Source organism: Microbulbifer mixtoriginis (SeqCode), from assembly GCF_052467945.1.
In genome coordinates this window covers 2,160,868-2,177,592 of sequence record NZ_CP174328.1, presented here as the reverse complement: position 1 = coordinate 2,177,592, position 16,725 = coordinate 2,160,868, and the positions used below count along the sequence as shown (strand labels likewise).

General features: G+C 43.7%; 21 protein-coding genes. 17 read left to right on the top strand and 4 right to left on the bottom strand.

Annotation, left to right across the window (positions count from 1 at the left end):
- The first annotated feature begins 139 nt into the window (after positions 1–139).
- The 8 genes from ACJJIJ_RS09515 to ACJJIJ_RS09480 all read left to right on the top strand — a co-directional run bounded on the left by ACJJIJ_RS09515 (position 140) and on the right by ACJJIJ_RS09480 (position 4,626).
- Positions 140–904 (top strand): substrate-binding periplasmic protein, encoded by a 765-nt coding sequence (locus ACJJIJ_RS09515; RefSeq protein WP_444939388.1) that lies wholly within the window; start codon positions 140–142, stop codon positions 902–904.
- Between the two features lie 368 nt (positions 905–1,272).
- Positions 1,273–2,100 (top strand): hypothetical protein, encoded by an 828-nt coding sequence (locus tag ACJJIJ_RS09510; RefSeq protein ID WP_444939387.1) that lies wholly within the window; start codon positions 1,273–1,275, stop codon positions 2,098–2,100.
- A gap of 144 nt (positions 2,101–2,244) precedes the next feature.
- Positions 2,245–2,553, top strand: a complete 309-nt coding sequence (locus ACJJIJ_RS09505) for a D-Ala-D-Ala carboxypeptidase family metallohydrolase (protein ID WP_252082016.1) — start codon at positions 2,245–2,247, stop codon at positions 2,551–2,553.
- A gap of 210 nt (positions 2,554–2,763) precedes the next feature.
- The gene (locus ACJJIJ_RS09500) at positions 2,764–3,246 is read left to right on the top strand and encodes a YcxB family protein (protein WP_252082015.1); all 483 of its coding nucleotides are present in this window, start codon (positions 2,764–2,766) and stop codon (positions 3,244–3,246) included.
- A gap of 184 nt (positions 3,247–3,430) precedes the next feature.
- Positions 3,431–3,682, top strand: coding sequence for a 3TM-type holin (locus ACJJIJ_RS09495; protein WP_444939386.1), 252 nt, complete (start codon positions 3,431–3,433; stop codon positions 3,680–3,682).
- Positions 3,631–3,828, top strand: a complete 198-nt coding sequence (locus ACJJIJ_RS09490) for a hypothetical protein (RefSeq protein ID WP_444939598.1) — start codon at positions 3,631–3,633, stop codon at positions 3,826–3,828. Before ACJJIJ_RS09495 ends, ACJJIJ_RS09490 begins: the two co-directional genes overlap by 52 nt.
- On the top strand, positions 3,825–4,079 hold the full coding sequence (locus tag ACJJIJ_RS09485) for a holin (RefSeq protein WP_444939385.1): 255 nt from the start codon (positions 3,825–3,827) through the stop codon (positions 4,077–4,079). Before ACJJIJ_RS09490 ends, ACJJIJ_RS09485 begins: the two co-directional genes overlap by 4 nt.
- A gap of 19 nt (positions 4,080–4,098) precedes the next feature.
- Positions 4,099–4,626 (top strand): hypothetical protein, encoded by a 528-nt coding sequence (locus ACJJIJ_RS09480; protein WP_444939384.1) that lies wholly within the window; start codon positions 4,099–4,101, stop codon positions 4,624–4,626.
- Here ACJJIJ_RS09480 and ACJJIJ_RS09475 read toward each other — a convergent pair.
- The 3 genes from ACJJIJ_RS09475 to ACJJIJ_RS09465 all read right to left on the bottom strand — a co-directional run bounded on the left by ACJJIJ_RS09475 (position 4,623) and on the right by ACJJIJ_RS09465 (position 5,688).
- Positions 4,623–4,844 carry a hypothetical protein gene (locus ACJJIJ_RS09475; RefSeq protein ID WP_444939383.1) on the bottom strand — a complete coding sequence of 74 codons (222 nt, stop codon included), beginning with the start codon at positions 4,842–4,844 and terminating at the stop codon, positions 4,623–4,625. The genes ACJJIJ_RS09480 and ACJJIJ_RS09475 overlap by 4 nt on opposite strands.
- A 125-nt stretch (positions 4,845–4,969) precedes the next feature.
- Positions 4,970–5,125, bottom strand: coding sequence for a hypothetical protein (locus tag ACJJIJ_RS09470; RefSeq protein ID WP_444890092.1), 156 nt, complete (start codon positions 5,123–5,125; stop codon positions 4,970–4,972).
- A 182-nt stretch (positions 5,126–5,307) separates the two neighbouring features.
- On the bottom strand, positions 5,308–5,688 hold the full coding sequence (locus ACJJIJ_RS09465; protein ID WP_444939382.1) for a hypothetical protein: 381 nt from the start codon (positions 5,686–5,688) through the stop codon (positions 5,308–5,310).
- A 1,629-nt stretch (positions 5,689–7,317) separates the two neighbouring features.
- Here ACJJIJ_RS09465 and ACJJIJ_RS09460 point away from each other — a divergent pair.
- From ACJJIJ_RS09460 to ACJJIJ_RS09420, 9 genes are all read left to right on the top strand, one after another.
- Entirely contained in the window at positions 7,318–7,536 is a 219-nt protein-coding gene (locus ACJJIJ_RS09460) for a hypothetical protein (protein ID WP_252082007.1), read from the top strand.
- Between the two features lie 208 nt (positions 7,537–7,744).
- Positions 7,745–8,047 carry a hypothetical protein gene (locus tag ACJJIJ_RS09455; RefSeq protein ID WP_252082006.1) on the top strand — a complete coding sequence of 101 codons (303 nt, stop codon included), beginning with the start codon at positions 7,745–7,747 and terminating at the stop codon, positions 8,045–8,047.
- 120 nt (positions 8,048–8,167) lie between these two features.
- Complete coding sequence (locus ACJJIJ_RS09450; protein WP_444939381.1) at positions 8,168–9,016, top strand: CPBP family intramembrane glutamic endopeptidase; 849 nt, start codon at positions 8,168–8,170, stop codon at positions 9,014–9,016.
- Between the two features lie 78 nt (positions 9,017–9,094).
- Positions 9,095–9,328, top strand: a complete 234-nt coding sequence (locus tag ACJJIJ_RS09445; protein ID WP_252082004.1) for a hypothetical protein — start codon at positions 9,095–9,097, stop codon at positions 9,326–9,328.
- Between the two features lie 206 nt (positions 9,329–9,534).
- The gene (locus ACJJIJ_RS09440; protein WP_444939380.1) at positions 9,535–9,894 is read left to right on the top strand and encodes a Y-family DNA polymerase; all 360 of its coding nucleotides are present in this window, start codon (positions 9,535–9,537) and stop codon (positions 9,892–9,894) included.
- A gap of 12 nt (positions 9,895–9,906) precedes the next feature.
- Positions 9,907–10,086: a hypothetical protein gene (locus ACJJIJ_RS09435; RefSeq protein ID WP_252082001.1), complete on the top strand. Its 180-nt coding sequence runs from the start codon at positions 9,907–9,909 to the stop codon at positions 10,084–10,086.
- 265 nt (positions 10,087–10,351) lie between these two features.
- The gene (locus ACJJIJ_RS09430; RefSeq protein ID WP_444939379.1) at positions 10,352–10,744 is read left to right on the top strand and encodes a hypothetical protein; all 393 of its coding nucleotides are present in this window, start codon (positions 10,352–10,354) and stop codon (positions 10,742–10,744) included.
- 2,440 nt (positions 10,745–13,184) lie between these two features.
- Positions 13,185–14,015: a glycerophosphodiester phosphodiesterase family protein gene (locus ACJJIJ_RS09425; RefSeq protein WP_252081999.1), complete on the top strand. Its 831-nt coding sequence runs from the start codon at positions 13,185–13,187 to the stop codon at positions 14,013–14,015.
- A gap of 346 nt (positions 14,016–14,361) precedes the next feature.
- Positions 14,362–14,757: a universal stress protein gene (locus ACJJIJ_RS09420; protein WP_252081998.1), complete on the top strand. Its 396-nt coding sequence runs from the start codon at positions 14,362–14,364 to the stop codon at positions 14,755–14,757.
- Positions 14,758–14,937: 180 nt separating this feature from the next.
- Here the strand turns inward: ACJJIJ_RS09420 and nhaA are convergent, their stop codons facing one another.
- Positions 14,938–16,380: a Na+/H+ antiporter NhaA gene (nhaA, locus tag ACJJIJ_RS09415; RefSeq protein WP_252081997.1), complete on the bottom strand. Its 1,443-nt coding sequence runs from the start codon at positions 16,378–16,380 to the stop codon at positions 14,938–14,940.
- Between the last annotated feature and the right edge of the window lie 345 nt (positions 16,381–16,725).

Genomic DNA, 16,725 nt, shown 5'->3' with positions numbered 1-16,725 from the left:
CCATTGGCGCCTTAATTATTAAGCCTTATTAACAGTTAAAGTCGATTGTATTCGATATCGTATTTTTACATAGTATCTATGTTTTGGCCTAACCTGCTATTTAAGTATTAAGAATTTCCTGCCATTAAGGAGTTTTACTATGCGAAACAAGACCTTAAAGCTACTAGTCTTGTTCCAATTATTGCTTGGGTTACCTTTATTCGCTAATACGTCGGAGTTAAAGGTCGCTATAGCTAATGATGCACCTCCTTATGTTGCTGATAACGCGAAGAGCGGGCTCGAAGTCGAAATAATCCAGCAGGCATTACCTGGGTATTCAATAAAATTCTTGCAGATGGGTTGGGGGGATATTCAAAATGCTATTAAAAATGGCATAGCAGATGCTGAGACAAATGTGTATGAGCATGGCGAGACGGGTGGCCATTTTTTCTCAAAGAAATATGTTGGATTTGTTAATTACGCAATTAGCCGCAAGAGTGAAGATATTAAAATAGATAATGTGAGCGACCTTGTAGGGCACCATGTCATTGCCTGGAAGGGGGCTCACCTAGATCTAGGGCCAGAATTTGAGCGCCTTTTCTCGCCTGGAGGGGCAGGTAGCAAAAATTATGTCGAGATACAGGATTCACGAGATCAGGTCCGGGATTTCTGGCAGAACGAAGATTCTATTGCCATTATCGATAAGAGTATATTTGCTCACTTCTCCATGAAACAGGGGCACTCAATGGATGAGGTGGATACTCATAAAGTCTTTTTACCGGTTTCGAAATTTAAAATGGCGTTTAAGGATGAAAAGACCAGAGATGAGTTCAATAAAGGGCTGGCCCGTCTTTGTTCTACAGGTGAATATGCAAAGCTTCTTAGGAAACATGGCATTTCGGAAAAAGCGAATATCTGCGAATGAGCTGGTGATCTAGATGCTATTAGAGGCTTTTAGGATTTACTGGCACGCTAATTTCTACTCTGTGCATATATAAAACTGTATTTATTGACAGCTAGCCATCAAAAGAATAATCTTGGGTAAGCTGTCGAATTGTATGTATGGCGACCGATCATCCTTTCTTAAACCAGCCCCTAAGCCGGTTTTTTTGTGTTTATTATTTAATTAAGCTTTACTGTCGTTGATAAGCTTCTGTAGGCTTTAACTCATACTTTATATATTTTTTGATTAGATTTTTCGAAAAGTGTGATCAGGTACTGGGTTTTGATGTGTGTTATAAGGTTAACTTTCTTCTCGAGCGATTAATTCAATTTATTTTTCAGTGAATTTTTATGTTTTTTAGAAATACCATTAAAATAGTAGCTGTCTCTGTGGCTCTATTAGCCTTCGGTGCGCAAGCAAAAACTTTCAAGTATGAACTTCAAGATCTACATTCATCTAACGGTGAAATACAGTATCCTGGCCTAAATTTGAATGGCGCTAGTTCTGTGATTTTGACCGTTGATCAAGCGAATCATTCAGTACCCGCAATGCTTACTTCGTTAGAAATTAATTTTCCTCATGCGCCCGGTTTGTTAATAAGTAATTTCAAGGCAGATGATCAAGGTTGGAGATTTTATTCTACCGTGGATGATGTTTGGGTGTATCGTCAGCTTGATATTGCAGTAGATGGTTTCAATGCTGGAAATCCAAATAATGCAATGGTTCACATTGAAGGCTTTGTCTCTGAAGTTGAAAATTTTATTGGGGAAGAGCGTTCACTAAATTTTGAACAAAGACTATTTTCTGTTCATGGACAATTAGTTGATGCGACTCCAAGCAAAGTTGTTGATGTCAAATCGTTTACAGTTGATGGCAGTCAGGTTGAGTTGTCGCTTAAAGATAATCCAGCTGTTGATCCAAATTCAAGCAATGGTGATATGGCATTTGTTATCGAATTGCTGTGGTTTGGAGAAGGGAAAGAAGTTTTTCATTTTCACGCACCCTACGGCGATGAGTCAAAGTTTTTTGAGGCATACAAGCTAGAAGTCTCAACAATGCCTGGGCCTGATGGTGATGAAATAGCTGTCAGTATTAAATCTAAAGACGCGCAAGGTATGGAGTTTGAAACACATCATATTTATCTTAAAGATATGCTGAGGGAAGCTTACGAGCTTTAATCGCATCCTTATTTTTGATTTAAGCTTTAAGATACGCTGTTTATTTAAATCAGTTAAAAAATATTAGTAAAATCGTTCTGTAGTGACACTTATTTTATAAAAATAAACCCGCCCTGTGCGGGTTTTTTTATTTCTGGTGCTTCCATGTTTGATAATGACTATTTCACAGAGTTGGAATTGGCCTGTCGTTGTTGTGGCAAAAATTATTTTAAAGATGAAACGCTCAGACGCCTGATCCAAGTTAGAGAGCGCTTTGGCAAGCCGATGATTATTAACTCCGATTACCGCTGCCCAGTTCATAACGCTCGATTAAATGCCACCATGACCCATACCACCGGGCAGGCTATTGATGTTCAGGTGGCGTCAGGCAGGGCCTACCGGTTAATTAAAATCACCCAGGAGGAAGGTTTCACCGTTATAGGGGTATGGCAAAAGGGGGCATTCAAAAGGTGATTCCTTCACCTGGATGACCTTGAATCAATGCCGGGCGAGCGTACCCGCCCTACAGTCTGAAGTTACTAGCCGTCCCGCTGAAGTGTATAAAATTTGTTCGGCAGTCTGATTTGAAAGATTACTTTGGAAAACTGACGCGGAATTGCTTCCGAGGCAGTGATCAGGATAATAGTGGTCAAGATCATCAGTATATAAATGTTAGCAATAAGTATGAATAAAATCGAAGTTAAGATAACACCCGATGACTACTATCATTCCCAATGGGTTCATCAGAAGCTTAGTGTAAGCAAATTTTTTATCATTGCGCTTTTAACAGTCTGGCTTGCCTATTTTTTATATAGTGCTTTAAACGTTGAATTATCAATCGCCGTTGGTAGTGCCTCTGGCTGGCTACTTTGGTATTTTGGCTATTATTTGGTCTATCTGCGCTACAAGTGTAATAAAATTTATCGGCAGCAAAAGAGCTTAAATCTTCCAGCTCAATTCGAATGGGATCGTGAGGGCATTAACGCAATTAACGAAAGAGGGGTAGCAAAAATCAAATGGTCAGACTATGTCAAGTGGCGTGAAAGCAAGCGGATTATCATGCTTTATCAGTCAGATTTGATTTTTAACATTATTCCTAAATCATCATTTGAAAACACAGACCAGGAAAATGACTTTTTATCAAATCTGCAAAACATCAGCAGCTAATAAGACTAAGCACAATCGACCACTTCTTTATTATTTTGGGCTGACACCTTTTTGGTACTTCTGCGTTTTGGGAGTATAAATAAGCTACCTTGCGATTGTTGTCTCTAGCAGGTACCTAACCATATAAACCGGCCACTGAGCCGATTTTTTTACGTCTGGATAACTTTTAACTGGTGCAAGTCAAATGTACCCGTCCCACAATCTGGAGCTATTAAAGATTTCATTCATATCAAATTTACTCGGCAAGGTCATAGATAAGGCATTCCCAGGTAAGACAGAAGCCAACCGCTTAAAGGCGCAGGTGGATTCAAAGTTAATCTCAATGGACCTGGAGGAGTTGAGAGCGGCTACCCAGGTAATCACTGCAGAAGCTGGAGGAGAGTCATGGCTACAAAGAAACTGGCGGCCAGTAACATGCTCACATTCGTGGGGCTGACCGTCTTTCATTGGTTGGGGTGGACAGCGCCAAACCTCAGCGAGAACCAGACTCTCGCCCTTCTGGAAATAGTAAAAATCGGCCTCGGAGATTATGTGGTGGGGCGCAGCGTTGAGAAGGCAACTATTGCCTGGAAGCAGTCATGACACTTCAGGATGCTCTGAGAGAAATAGCGGATAAGGCTGGCTATACGACTGCTATTGGTGCCGGAGCTTTAGCGGGTTGGCTCGCAAACAACTGGTTTGGCTTTGCTGGTGTGCTGATAGCTGCAGCAGGTTTAATGGTTAATTGGTATTACAACCACAACCACAACCACAACCACAACCACAACCACAACCACAACCACAACCACAACCACAACCACAACCACAACCACAACTACAACCACAAGCGCTAGAAGCTGCAGGGCGGGCACGATGGGCGTTAGTGTAAAGCTGGATACTTCAAAGTTTGATCAAGCATCTGCTGAATTAAAAAAGCAATTACCTTATGCCAGTTCTGTCGCACTCAATAATGTGGCGTTACGAATCCGGGGAGAAGAGGGTGCAGCTATGGGGCGTGTATTTACAAACCCAGCAAAGTTAACGCTGAACTCCGTATTGGTAAAGAAAGCCACGAAGTGTTCAGGTATTGCCAAAGTCTTTATCCGTGATCAGGTTTTCAACGGTACTGCACCCGGCAAATACCTGGCCCCTTCGGTCATGGATATGAACGGGAACGACAAGTGCTTTGAGCGAGCCCTTTGGCATATGGGTGTTCTGCCTGCTGGTATGTATGTGGTACATGGCAAGGCGGCAAGATTAAACAAGCATGGGAATATCTCGGTCGGAGCCTATAAAAAATCCTGGCTGAATTGCGGGGCAGCTCTGGTACTGCTGGTGGTGCAGGTAGTTCGCAGGGTAAGAAGGGTAAATATTTCGTTGGCAAAGTTAATGGTGTCTTAGGAGTATGGAAGAGGGCAGACGATAAACGCCGGCCAGTGGTTAAGCCCATCCTGATTTTCCCCAAAGGCAAGCCAGATTACCGCAAACGTTTCCCTTTCATCCGAATAGCTGAAGGCATAGCGCTGCGTCACCTGCCGATTGAACTGGATAAGACCATGGACCATGCGATTGCGACGCAAAGAAACGTTGAGCGGGTCCTCCTGAGGGGACCAACACACGGGTGATTCGGACCGAGTTTTTTAACAGATATCTGAAATTTCATAGGGGGTTATACCTTGGCTGCTGATATCTCTCTTGATGACCAGCCCACTCAATCGGGTTTTGTATGTCTAGTTGGTGCTTCTCAACCTGCTATTGCCAGCACTACAAAGCTCAGTTTTTTACGGTAGGTGCCAGTTTCAGAGTTTGGCTGCGAGCGGCTGCGAACTACCGCAACCACCTTATCCATTGCAGATCCAAGCACCGCCACGATCACCGTCAGCCAGCTAAGCAGCATCACCGGCCCAGGCCCGTCCGCACAAATCACCATATAAGCAGGAAAAAATCATGATCAACACACCGAATAACGGCATCCCCTACGCCCAGAAAGGCACCCTAGACCCCGCCCTGGATACTGCTGCAGCTGGAAATAGGGGGTATTTTATCGGAACCGAAAACTGGCCTTTTAACCCTGTACGGTGCTTAGTTAGCTGCGCTGGTTGACAGAGTATTATAGTGGTTTTGTCCATCTCTAAAGATGACTTCTAAAAGGGCAGCTAACTTCTTTTGAAGTCGCTGAAAATGCTCTTGATCCTTATCCAAAATCCCAACCGACTGCGCGGCAAGCTTAGTTGATTTCCTTAGGTCTTCAATCAGCCTATGTACTTCTGGCCCGAAATGCAGGGTCAGTTTCTCCAGCTTGTCATCAACTTTATTAAAGCGCGTGATGAAGGCTTCTTTGGATTGTGTAACTTTGCGGTCTGAACTATCGCCTTTTCTTATTTTCTCGAACTCCGTTAGAAGGCGGTTTAGTTTCGACTCCAGGCCATGTATCAAAAGCACGGCGTTTTCATACGCCTTCATCTTATGGTCGTAAGGGACTTTTCTCTCAGGAACTCCGCCGTCAAACCATTTTTAATGGCTTTATTACCCGCCAGAATATAAAAGCGCTAATTAGGAAAAAGGCTATCGTGACAACGGCAGTGCGAATGATTTTTGTTCCAAGTTCGAATTCGTCCATGATTTTTCCTTAAAAGGGGGATGTCGTCGTGCGGCTGGAGGTATAGCTGAGTAGGGCCGCTGATCTCGTAGGCAGTTGAAGTGGTTAACCCTCTAGCCTTACATAGTTCCATTGCGGCTATGACCATTCCGAGTGGATGAGGATGGTTGTGATAGGAGGAGATAGCCTATTAAAGCAGTAAATAAGCACTTGAAAACCTCGAGTCGCAACACGAGGTTTTTATTGACCTGGCTTTAGCGGCTAATCACTAGCCTTGCCCAGGCTCTGGTCTGACTCCGCCTGTCCCACCTTCTACTGTCCCAGCTTTGATATCAGTTTCTACATTCATCATGTATTCCTTTTAACTAAAAAATAAAGAGCATTCAAAAAGGTTGGTGTGGAGTCTATGGAAACTTAAAGTATTCATGTGACTTCCATATGGCAATTATCAGGCCAACTGAAAATACCTAAAATCTATTTATGGGGCAATAGTTGTCTTAATTTATAAATCATTATTTTTAGTGCAATTGTACTTATTAGGTTGTTCTGGTAACTCTGCAGCAGGCCGCGAGGGCTGACTCAGTAGCGAGCTGTATTGTTGAGGTGGTCAACCGCCTGGCCGTGCATCGTTCTATTACAGCTATGACGAAACCTAGTAGGTGAGCGTTTTATGGGCTGCCTTGGGGTAATCAGGCAAGTTGACTCGCTTTATATATCCGAGATAAAAACACCTTCATCTATCCACATGAAAAAAGTACTAACCTTTCGATTTTTAAGGGGTTTTCAAAATGATATATAGCAGCGAAAATGTCGGGATATGATGTGGCTGCAATACATCCACATATGTACGCTGGTGCCAACTGTCAGTAGTCTAATGTTCTTACAGGATTTTTTAAATCGTTGCCGAAAGAGGTCTGTAGATATATTACAGCTGCTTTTGAATACACTGTTATAAGCTAAGGAATCGTTCCATGAAGCCAGCATTTCTACTTCTAATTTCGCTATTATCGATTTCCGCTTTTGGATAGATTGGTGGTGCATGGATAGCTGAGAGTACTATCAAAAACAGTTATGGTGAACCAGCGGATATCTTTGAGCTAGTCCTCATCAGAGATGGCATAGACGTGTGTGGTTATTTTTATGGTACAACGCGGAGTAGAGCGAAGATCGATGGCTCCATTTTAGACGATATAAATGACCCAAAGGTGATCGGTACGTTTAAATCGAATGAAAATATGATTTTAACTCTATATAGTAACCATCAGGCACGACCTGTAAATGGATCGGTGAAAATTACCGATGATACTCTAATCTGGTCTGTGGGAAGCAAAGACTATCCACCAACGATTTGGCGCACTGCCGAGCTATCGCGCCGTAAATTGAAAGAGTATTAGCTTTTTACACTTAAAAAAATGTGCAGTAAAAGCTTATAACAAGCGCGTGCATTTGATCTTCGCTTCGCTGTGGCAAATGACTCGGGCATTAAGCATCCTATGGAAATTAGCCACGAGGAATATCTCGAAGAGAAGCGTAAGCGTGCCGTTGAATTCGCAAGCGGAATGATTGATGGCTCTATTCACTATCTTGAGGGAGCAATTGAACTTTCTTTACTAAGGTTTGAAGTCGGTCTGCCCGAAGATGATAAAGATTTTCTGGCAATTGCTGGTGTCGCTTCAGAAATCGATCATTTGCCGATCGGTACATCAAGGTAATATTGGTCTAATGAAGCCCTTGAGCGGCACGAGCCAGAAATACAGCAATCTATCAAGTGGGCAAAGGAAGTCTCTTTGTCAGAATGTATATCTATCGTAGCAAGGTTCAATACTTAGCAAGGCCAGGCAGTATCGCCAGCAAAACTGGCTGGACCCCGCTACGCTCGCCCGCTGTTGGCGGCGTTATGTGTAAAGTAAGGTAGTACTAATGAGTATGGACAAAGAAAATATCTCAGACTTTTCTGGTAAATGTATTTCAATGCGTTTGACAGACTTGGAATGCAGTCATGATTTGCACAATCCACGCTTTGAATATCAAGGTGGAAAACTATTTATTGTTGGTGAGATTTCAGTTGGATGCAGTGAGTCAGGTTGGAATGCTGGTCATATTGGCGCAGCTGAATGGGCGCAAGTTAGAAGCTATATGCTTTTCGATGGTTTTAAAGCGTATACAAAAGCAATAAAAGTGTCTGAGTCGTATTACGAAAATAGTGAAGAGAAAAACTCATAAGGAGTTACTGCATCTGACCACTTACACTGCTCTCCCTTTGTGCTGTACGCTACGCTAGCACAAAGCGGCTCCATTCCGATGGTGGCTGAGTAAGGTGTTAGCCGTTGAACACACGTAGGTATGATGAGGGATAGAAACCAAGCATTAGTCTTTATCGTCTTGGTGCTTGCAATTAGTTGGAGCTTGGAGGCGTTCATCATCGCCAGCGGGGGTGTCAGGCATTTCGGCCCGCTTTGGATAGTCGCCCTGATGTGCATCCCTGGCTCTCTTTCAATAGTGCTGAGGCTCATCCTGAAATCTGGATATGAAGATGTCAGCTTTCGGATCGGAAAGGGACGCTACTACGTCTATGCAGTCGCAATTCCATTCCTATTAGTATTGCTAACGGGTCTGGTATCTGCAGCCATCGATATCCGGCAATTCTCGCTGGTGTCATTGGAGCAACTGATCCAACTCAGCCCTGTTCTTCTGTCCGTCTTAGTGCTTGGCCTGATCGGCGCATTTGGGGAAGAGCTCGGATGGCGCGGATTCCTATTGCCAAAGTTGGTAAGTGGTGGTGTTAAGAACCCCTATCTCGTCAGCGGACTTGTATGGGCGTCCTGGCATCTTCCACTCATTGCTTACGGAGGTTTCTACCAGACAGATTATACGTTGCTCATGGCGTTGATCTATGGCCTCGGTATTATCGCCATGAGCTTTGTATTCAGCGAGCTCAGAATGCGCTCTGGATCAGTCTGGGTTGCCACCATCGCCCACACTGCTCACAATTTCTTCTTCCAGTTCGCGGCTCCTGTATTGCTTTTAACGGAATCGGGTTCGCGTTCAAAGCTTTGGGATATGGTGGCCAGCGATACTGGTTTGTGTATCGCAGTGTTCTATGCTGTTGCGTACCTCGTTTTTCGTCATGCCGTTCGACGGGGCAAGGCTTTTGATCGGTGTTTATCGCCTAAAGCCCCGATAAATCAGTAGCGGACCTTGGTGGGGGTAAGCCACCGGGGTCAGTGCCTTTGGTGGTTAGGGTTTGTCGTTCCTACAAGGAGGTAGACCATGCCTTTGACCGCTCACGTTCAACAACTTCACCACGTTAATAATCTATGTGCGGGCCTGGAATGGGTGGTTGGCTGCCCCAATCAGAATGCGCGCACCGCCTTGCTGCAGCTGATTGGTGAGGAGGTGGCCCTCAGCCTGGATGAGCACATGAACAACAAGCCGGCGGCGATCTTTATGGCGTGGGCAAATGGGGATTCCATGATGGGGCTCGGTATCTTTGACAAGGATTAGTTGATTGTCGATCGCTCGCTAAAGCCTACCCATGGCGATGTGGTGGTGGCCCTGGATGGGCAGCTGACCTGCAAGGTGCTGGACCAGTAGCAGGGGCGGCTGCTATCTGCGAATGATGACTACGCGCCGATCCCTATTTGGGAGGGGCAGGAATTGATTGTGGAGGGGGGGTAAAGGCTTCGGTGCGTTACTACCGGCCGCGCTGAATGCTGGTATTGGTGGACTGCAGTGAGCAGATATTCAGGCCCGATCTGCGCGGGAGCCCAGTGGTGGTGCCCTCAAATAACGACGGCTTTGTGGTGGCGCGCTCCAAGGAGGCGAAGTTATTAGGTATTGGCGACCTGGAGCCCTTCTATAAGGTCCAGCACCTGCTGCGTGCGCATGGAGTGGCTAGCTTCTCCAGCAATTACCTTCTGTATGGCGATATCTCCCACCGGATAATGACAATACTGAGGGAGTTCAGTCCCAATGTGGAGGTCTACAGCATCGACGTGATGTTTTTGGACCTGCACGGGCTGCAGGAGGACTGGCAGGACTACGGCCGCAAGATCCGCAATACCCTCTGACGTAATATCTGTATGTCCGTGGGTGTGGGTATTGCGCCCAGTAAAACCCTGGTCAAGCTCGCCAACCGCGCGGCCAAGAAAATCCCCAAGTGTGATGGTGTCTGTGCGTTGGACACGCCAAAGAAGTGGCAGTGGATGCAGCGCCGCACAGCTGTTTTTATCATATCTATTCCTTCTGAAATATCTCTGTAGAAGCCTTGTCTAATTGGTTGATTTAACATTTTTCTGTAGGCTTTAAGTCGGTAAGCCATCCGCACAGAAATGGTCAGATCTTAGCTTTACCGTTTTGAGGGAATCTTGGAGTTGAAAGGGAATATTTTGAACTCTGTCTTGAAAAAATGCAGCTGGCAAGAAATTGTACTTTTTTGGTGTTATATCGTCTAATTTTATCATTTTTTTGGGTGCGGTCGATTTGGGAATTATGTACACTTGGTTTTATTAGTTTTAGGGAGTGATAATGAAAAATTTAGGCTTAATTGCAACTTTAATGCTTGCTTCAGTACCAGTTTCAGCGAGTGACTCACTGGATGTATGCTTAGTTACGGGGCACCCAGCATCAGATATAAAATATGAAAAGATCCAAAGAATTAAAATAGGTAAAAATTCTTATGGCAGTGTAACTGATGTTTTGCAGGTATTTGCTGATAAGGCTGATGCCTTAGGAGCTAATGCAGTAATAAATTATGTCGGCTCTCAGCGTTTCGGATTTTGGCCTTGGCGTTTTGTTCGCCCAGTGGTTAGGGGTGAAGCTGTCAAGCTTTATTTTAGTAATGGTCAAACTTGCAGAGATATTGGTGGTGCAACGGTTAGAGAGGTTATTAAAACCAATAAAGAGCCTCATCACATTTAACTATACAATTGTTGTAATCTAAGTTTCGGTTATGGCTATCTTCTACTGTATCTTAGCGCAAAAGGTGTCGGTAGCCTCAGGCAATTGAGTTGTGTACTGGGTTTAATTCACTTCAGGACAATGCTTCTGAGTAGAAGTAGCCATATAGACGATGGGTTGAATCAGCAAAAAAATAGCAGTGGCTCTTTGTTTATAGGGGACAATGGTGTCCAGAGAAAATTGAATGTGCGGTAAGTATTTACATTGCCTACTTGAATCGCTAGATGGGAAGATTTCCCTTGGGAGTGACTTGAGTTTTGCTGGACTGCTCAAGCCACTCCCTTTATTCACTCGGTTAGTCTTGATGCAGATACGTATTCGATAAAGATATGACCGTTAACCCTTCCTATAGGATCGTAACCGTTGCACCAATACGAATATCCAATGTGAGGACGGTCGGGCCCATTACTTGCGGCACCTGGTGGGATGTCATCCATATCTATAATAAGAGACCAGGTGCGCTCCCGAGTACCATGCCCCACCGTTCGTGAGCATTTCCACTCAACTGGTGTATATCGACTAGTATCGCCTGAAGCCGTCATAGTTACCTCAAAGTCATCTATTGTTAGGTTTAAGCCAGTTGCAACGTTAATTCGCGCTAATGCACGTGCTCTAGCTTTGCCCTCTTTGCCTCTTGCGGCAAACCCAGTGCTTGGTGGATTGTCTTGTAAGTCTTCGTCGTGTTCTGTGAGTTGATAAGGTGGAATTTTTGTAGAACCTCTTAAAGCAACCATTCGGAAACTCCTAGATTAAATAATTATTTTAAATGGCAGCCAGAATGCATTTTAGGCTACATCGAGAGGGTACGACATTTGCCCCCAAGACGAATTTAATAACTTATTAGGAGGCTTCTCTATCATGCGATACTTCACTGTGTTTTCCTGCTTTTCATCTAAATGAGAGGGCAAAAGTTCTTAAGTGTAAATTAATATTGTTACTCCACTAATAAATGCTTCTTTAGTTACCCTTTACTTCAACAGAGCAGCAAAGCTGTTATACAGTCTCCTTACTCCATCGATGACATTCGTAATTGTACGATCGGGAGGGGAAAGATTATTGCGAATTTAAACCGTCCAGGGTGACTTTCTATGAAAGAAGGAATGGGGCATATCGAGATTACTACCACCAGGGCAATTGTTCAGAATAAGGGAGGCTATATAGGAGATGGATCGAATCAACAAAATATTCGACCAGGAGGCGCTTCCAGTTGTAGTAATACATTAAGGAATGATCAAAGGCTCGTATACAGCCTGCCTTGATCTAAGAGCAGCATAGCTCCACTGGGTATTTCTTGATATTCCCGGGCCATTACCAAGGCCTTTGTTGTTAATGTGGCATTTGCTTGCTTTGAGAGGGACCATTTGACGATGCATGTGAGCATGCAAATCGATGGTGGTTGCTAGGCAACACCAGTCTTAACCAAGCCCAGATATAGGTAGTATCAACGCGCTAAATTTTGATTGGGCTTCTCTGCATTAAACTGGCGGTTAAGTTCATTTGGCGTGTCTAAGTGCGCAATTATTTCGCTTCTGTATTGATGAGATTTAGGAATACTTGCATACCAAGCCGGTCTCACACACTTGCCGTCTAACTTTGAAACTCACGATTGATATCCCTGTCGATAAGGTAAATTGACGATTTTGTGGCTTTCTCCTGAGCTATGGCTGCGTTAGAAGGGCTCAGTGACTTGGAAGTGATGCTGCATTCTAGGTAGTTCAGAGGAGTTTTTCTTTCTGCTATATTCGAAACGGTATGCCCGATATGCTTCAATCACTTTGCGGGCTAGCTTCAAGCTAATCAGTCTCTCAGCGTGTGCGATTCTTCTTGTTGAGTGCCAAGAGGTCGAGCTCCTTTTTAAACCTTTTTCTCTCTTGCTGGGCTGTCAGTATGGCTTTAAGCTCTTAAATTTTTATTGCTCAGTTGTTAGCGCTTTATTTGCGGGTATGTCTCCATACGTTCTGTCTCATATCAAAATGTTGATAGTTTAGTGGCGCTATAATCTATTTCTGGCGGATTTCTTAGGCGTCATGTTTAATTTGATGTCTCAATTTTGGCGAATATTTTTACCTGAAGTAGTATGGCGGTATTAGAAAATAGAAACTTGTGAGCTGGTACCTATTGTTGGGAGAAGTTGTAGTTGTACTAATTTAACGAGGAGAGTTAAGGTGGGGCTGGTTTGGAAAAAATTATATCGCTTATGACAATGATGTGAGTTAGCTGATAAGGCTTGCTAGAAAATATTTAATTGTTGTTTAGCTAATTCTGCTGAATTGGTCGTAAATAAAAGCCTAATTGAAACTTGACGATTGCCTTGAAAGGTGGCGGTTTGGTTTGCTTGCGATGAAGATATTTTGGCTATTTATTGAAAGGCTTCTCCTTTAACATAAAATGGGTTTGAAAGATGAAGATATTTATGCGTGCATTGGCATTCTGTGTTTTGTGTGTTGGATATTGTAATCAGGCATTTTCTATTGAGATTCTCGCACATAGGGGGGCATCTGGTGAATATCCTCAAGGTACAGAGCTGGCGTTTGATAGAGCATTGGAGCAAGGTGCCGATATACTAGAGTTAGATGTTCATCTGTCGAAAGACTATTTTGTCATCATTAATCATGATTCAGATCTTAAGGATAATGTTGGGATACCTGAAAAAATTGCGGATTTGACGTTGGGTGAAATTAAAACCCTTGATGCTGGTCACGAATTCACATTAGATAATGGCAGTAGCTACCCTTTTAGGGGGCAAGGACTCACTCTGTTAACTCTCAATGAATTGTTTGAGCGTTACCCAGATGGCTATTTTAATATAGAGATTAAGCCCAATGATAAGACTCTTTCTGAGGCTCTTTGGCAAGTCATTGCAGATTACCGTATGGAGAAGCAAGTTACTGTTGCTAGCCAGCATAGTAAAGCCATGAAGTACTTCCGTGAACTTAGCGGGGGTCAGGTTAGAACCAGCGCAACTATAAGTGAGCTTATCGAAGCAAGTCTTGCTTGGAGTACGGGTTTTGGCTGGGCTTTTCAGCCCAAGTTTGATGTTGCACAATTGCCATATAGTATTACGACCAAGCCCTATGTACGCTTTTTTCAGAAAAAAGGAGTGGCTGTGGACCTTTGGACAGTGAACAATGAAGACCATATTGAGCGTAGTATATCATTGGGTGTAGATGGGATTATTGGCGATTATCCAGGCCGAATTTATCGAGCGCTTGTTGATGCTGGTGAGCGTTAACTGATCACTTTATTTTTAAAGGCTATGGAAGGTTGAAATGTAAAAAATTTTAAAGTGAATTGGATCCTTATTGTATTTTGGGTACTCTAGTGATACTTAGTTGGTTCCAAGGCGGCTTCTTTTAGCCCCAATTCCTGATGAATTAAGTACCTTCCTGATTGAATGGTTTGGATCTGGTTACAAATACAGAGATGCCGTAATGAGTAGGCTGGAAATTGATGTATTTGGATTTTTGGTGGGTGCTTAGGGGGGATTTCGGTGTGACAATGAATCTAGCAGTTGGAGTTTTGTGTTGATCTGCTGTTTTTAGTAGTGTTTAGTTATCATAATATGGGGAGGGGGTTAGATGTATAAAACAATTCTTTGCGCTATAGAGGCTTCCAAAGAAGGGCGCTTTGTGCTTTCAAGGGCTGTAGAACTTTCAAGCCAGCATGAAAGTAAGTTAATCGTATTAAATGTGCTTCCCTACAGCTTTTTGCCTAAGGATTATCAGCGAGAGCTTAAAGAGGATGCTATTCCGAAGTTTGAGGAGATAGTTTCAGATTTCGGTATCTCTAAGAAAAATAGAATCCTGAAAGTAGGTAAGCCCTATGAGGTGATTTGCAAGGAAGCTGAAAAAAGAAGTGTAGATTTAATCGTGCTCGGGACTCACTCTAAGAAAGGTATAAGCTCTCTAATAGGCTCTACAGCAAATAGTATCGTAAATTATGCTCATTGTGATGTAACTTTAGTGCGAATTTAATTGACACTGAAATTATTTGTTGTTGTTAGTTGAGTTGCTCGCTACCAAAGCTAGCCGGTGCTGTTATCTAAGTAATTGTTATGTGAGTAAATCTTAGCCGAGTAACTATTGATTATAGTTACTCGGCTCCGGTTGTACGATTTAAAGCGGAAATTTTAGGCCTACCACAAATCTACCCTGCTACGAGACGGAATGAGGCGGCAGTCCAGAATTTGAGTTCTCAGCTTCCTTGAATTCATCCTCTTGCTCTTCAGAGATAGGTGCATTGCGTAGAACTAGGAAGCCGGCAACTCCGGCGATTACAGAAGCTAGTAGGATACCGGCTTTCGCCTGCACCAGAAGTTCGTACTGGGAGCTAAATGCCAGCTCGGCTATAAAGATAGACATAGTAAAGCCAATGCCGGCGAGTAATGCCACACCTACGATATGCTGAAAGTTCGCAGCCTTGGGTAGCTTGCCCCAGCCAAGTTTCCAGCCTATCCAAGTTGCGCCTACAATGCCAATTAGCTTGCCAACAACCAAGCCGCTAATGACACCGAGTGTTACTGGGTTGAGTACCGCTGCTGAACTACTAAAGCTATCGAAAGGGATGCCCGCATTAGCCAGTGCGAAAATTGGAATTACTATAAAGCCCACCGGAATATGTAAGCGGGTTTCCATACGCTGTAGGGGGGACTGAGCTAGATTTACACCGTTACCCAAGGCCATTACACGTGCATGGAGGGCATCGTTTGCAATGATCTTATCACCGGGGCGAAAGTATCGATCGAAGCTGCGGATAATATCTTTAACAAAGGTGCTGAACGCTACAGGATCATACTTTGGCTTGGCAGGTAGTGCCATTGCCGTAATTACGCCTGCTAGAGTGGCATGAACGCCTGCCTTGTAAAGTCCGTACCAGAGCAAAATACCGGTAAAGACGTAGGCAGAAGAGCGGCGAACCCCGGCGGCATTGAGTAAGCCCATGATTACAACTAGAAATCCGGAGGCCATTAAAGCGGTAGTGTTCACTTGCTCTGTATACCAAATAGCAATTACAAGAATTGCTCCTAGGTCATCTACAATGGCTAGGGCTACCAGAAAAGTTACCACAGCCCTTGGGACTCTGTTTCCTAGTAATGCTATACAGCCCACGGCAAAAGCGATATCAGTAGCCATAGGGATGCCCCAACCGCGTTCTGCGATGTCGCCATTGTTTAGGGAGCTATAAATCAAGGCTGGAACTACCATACCGCCAACCGCTGCCATCACGGGCAGGACTGCTTGGCGTAGATCTGAGAGTTCCCCAACTAAAAATTCACGTTTAAGTTCTAACCCTACCAAGAAAAAGAAGATGGCCATTAGGCCATCATTAATCCAATGATGTAGTGATAGAGAAAGCACCCAGTCACCAGTGCCAATGCTGACAGGCATATGGAGCAGGTGCTTGTAAGCATCCTGTAGAGGGGAGTTGGCAACAATCAGTGCAACCATTGCAGAGAGCATCAGTAAGATACCACTGCTGCTTTGGCGATGGATAAATTCTTCAAAAGGTGTAACCAGGCGGCCAAAGGCCCCCTCTAGCGGTGCCTCAAAGACTTTTCCTTTACGAATTTTGAATCTATCCAGAACACTTTTTGCCATCGGCTAATTGCCTCCTTTTATAAAGCTAAGCCCCACTAAATGCAGGGCTATTTCATGCCGGTTCAAACCAGAGGTTATCATGGTCATAGTGTCATTTTCTATATTTGACGTTTTTTATTGAGTAGGGTGTAACTGGGTTTAGTTTTGAAAATAGGGGGAGAAATGGTCATCTCTCGCTTACGAGAAGGCACTAAGTAAGCACAAATTTATATGTGTGATATTACTTACATATGTAATTGGAGAGTGAAGCATGGCGCCTACTAAAAGATAATCTCCCTTTTGAATATTAGCTAATTATCAAAGGGTTTATCCCACCTTATAACTTTTTAGGGTTACTTGTTTGCT

Bases quoted from the DNA above. Each gene is read 5' to 3' on its own strand.
- ACJJIJ_RS09480 (WP_444939384.1), top strand. From the start codon at position 4,099: ATGGGCGTTAGTGTAAAGCTGGATACTTCAAAGTTTGATCAAGCATCT.
- ACJJIJ_RS09430 (WP_444939379.1), top strand. From the start codon at position 10,352: ATGAAAAATTTAGGCTTAATTGCAACTTTAATGCTTGCTTCAGTACCA.
- ACJJIJ_RS09465 (WP_444939382.1), bottom strand. From the start codon at position 5,688: ATGAAGGCGTATGAAAACGCCGTGCTTTTGATACATGGCCTGGAGTCG.
- ACJJIJ_RS09435 (WP_252082001.1), top strand. From the start codon at position 9,907: ATGTCCGTGGGTGTGGGTATTGCGCCCAGTAAAACCCTGGTCAAGCTC.
- ACJJIJ_RS09505 (WP_252082016.1), top strand. From the start codon at position 2,245: ATGTTTGATAATGACTATTTCACAGAGTTGGAATTGGCCTGTCGTTGT.
- ACJJIJ_RS09500 (WP_252082015.1), top strand. From the start codon at position 2,764: ATGAATAAAATCGAAGTTAAGATAACACCCGATGACTACTATCATTCC.
- ACJJIJ_RS09450 (WP_444939381.1), top strand. From the start codon at position 8,168: ATGATGAGGGATAGAAACCAAGCATTAGTCTTTATCGTCTTGGTGCTT.
- ACJJIJ_RS09510 (WP_444939387.1), top strand. From the start codon at position 1,273: ATGTTTTTTAGAAATACCATTAAAATAGTAGCTGTCTCTGTGGCTCTA.
- ACJJIJ_RS09455 (WP_252082006.1), top strand. From the start codon at position 7,745: ATGAGTATGGACAAAGAAAATATCTCAGACTTTTCTGGTAAATGTATT.
- ACJJIJ_RS09425 (WP_252081999.1), top strand. From the start codon at position 13,185: ATGAAGATATTTATGCGTGCATTGGCATTCTGTGTTTTGTGTGTTGGA.
- ACJJIJ_RS09445 (WP_252082004.1), top strand. From the start codon at position 9,095: ATGCCTTTGACCGCTCACGTTCAACAACTTCACCACGTTAATAATCTA.
- ACJJIJ_RS09460 (WP_252082007.1), top strand. From the start codon at position 7,318: ATGGAAATTAGCCACGAGGAATATCTCGAAGAGAAGCGTAAGCGTGCC.
- ACJJIJ_RS09420 (WP_252081998.1), top strand. From the start codon at position 14,362: ATGTATAAAACAATTCTTTGCGCTATAGAGGCTTCCAAAGAAGGGCGC.
- ACJJIJ_RS09440 (WP_444939380.1), top strand. From the start codon at position 9,535: ATGCTGGTATTGGTGGACTGCAGTGAGCAGATATTCAGGCCCGATCTG.
- ACJJIJ_RS09485 (WP_444939385.1), top strand. From the start codon at position 3,825: ATGACACTTCAGGATGCTCTGAGAGAAATAGCGGATAAGGCTGGCTAT.
- ACJJIJ_RS09490 (WP_444939598.1), top strand. From the start codon at position 3,631: ATGGCTACAAAGAAACTGGCGGCCAGTAACATGCTCACATTCGTGGGG.
- nhaA (WP_252081997.1), bottom strand. From the start codon at position 16,380: ATGGCAAAAAGTGTTCTGGATAGATTCAAAATTCGTAAAGGAAAAGTC.
- ACJJIJ_RS09515 (WP_444939388.1), top strand. From the start codon at position 140: ATGCGAAACAAGACCTTAAAGCTACTAGTCTTGTTCCAATTATTGCTT.
- ACJJIJ_RS09495 (WP_444939386.1), top strand. From the start codon at position 3,431: ATGTACCCGTCCCACAATCTGGAGCTATTAAAGATTTCATTCATATCA.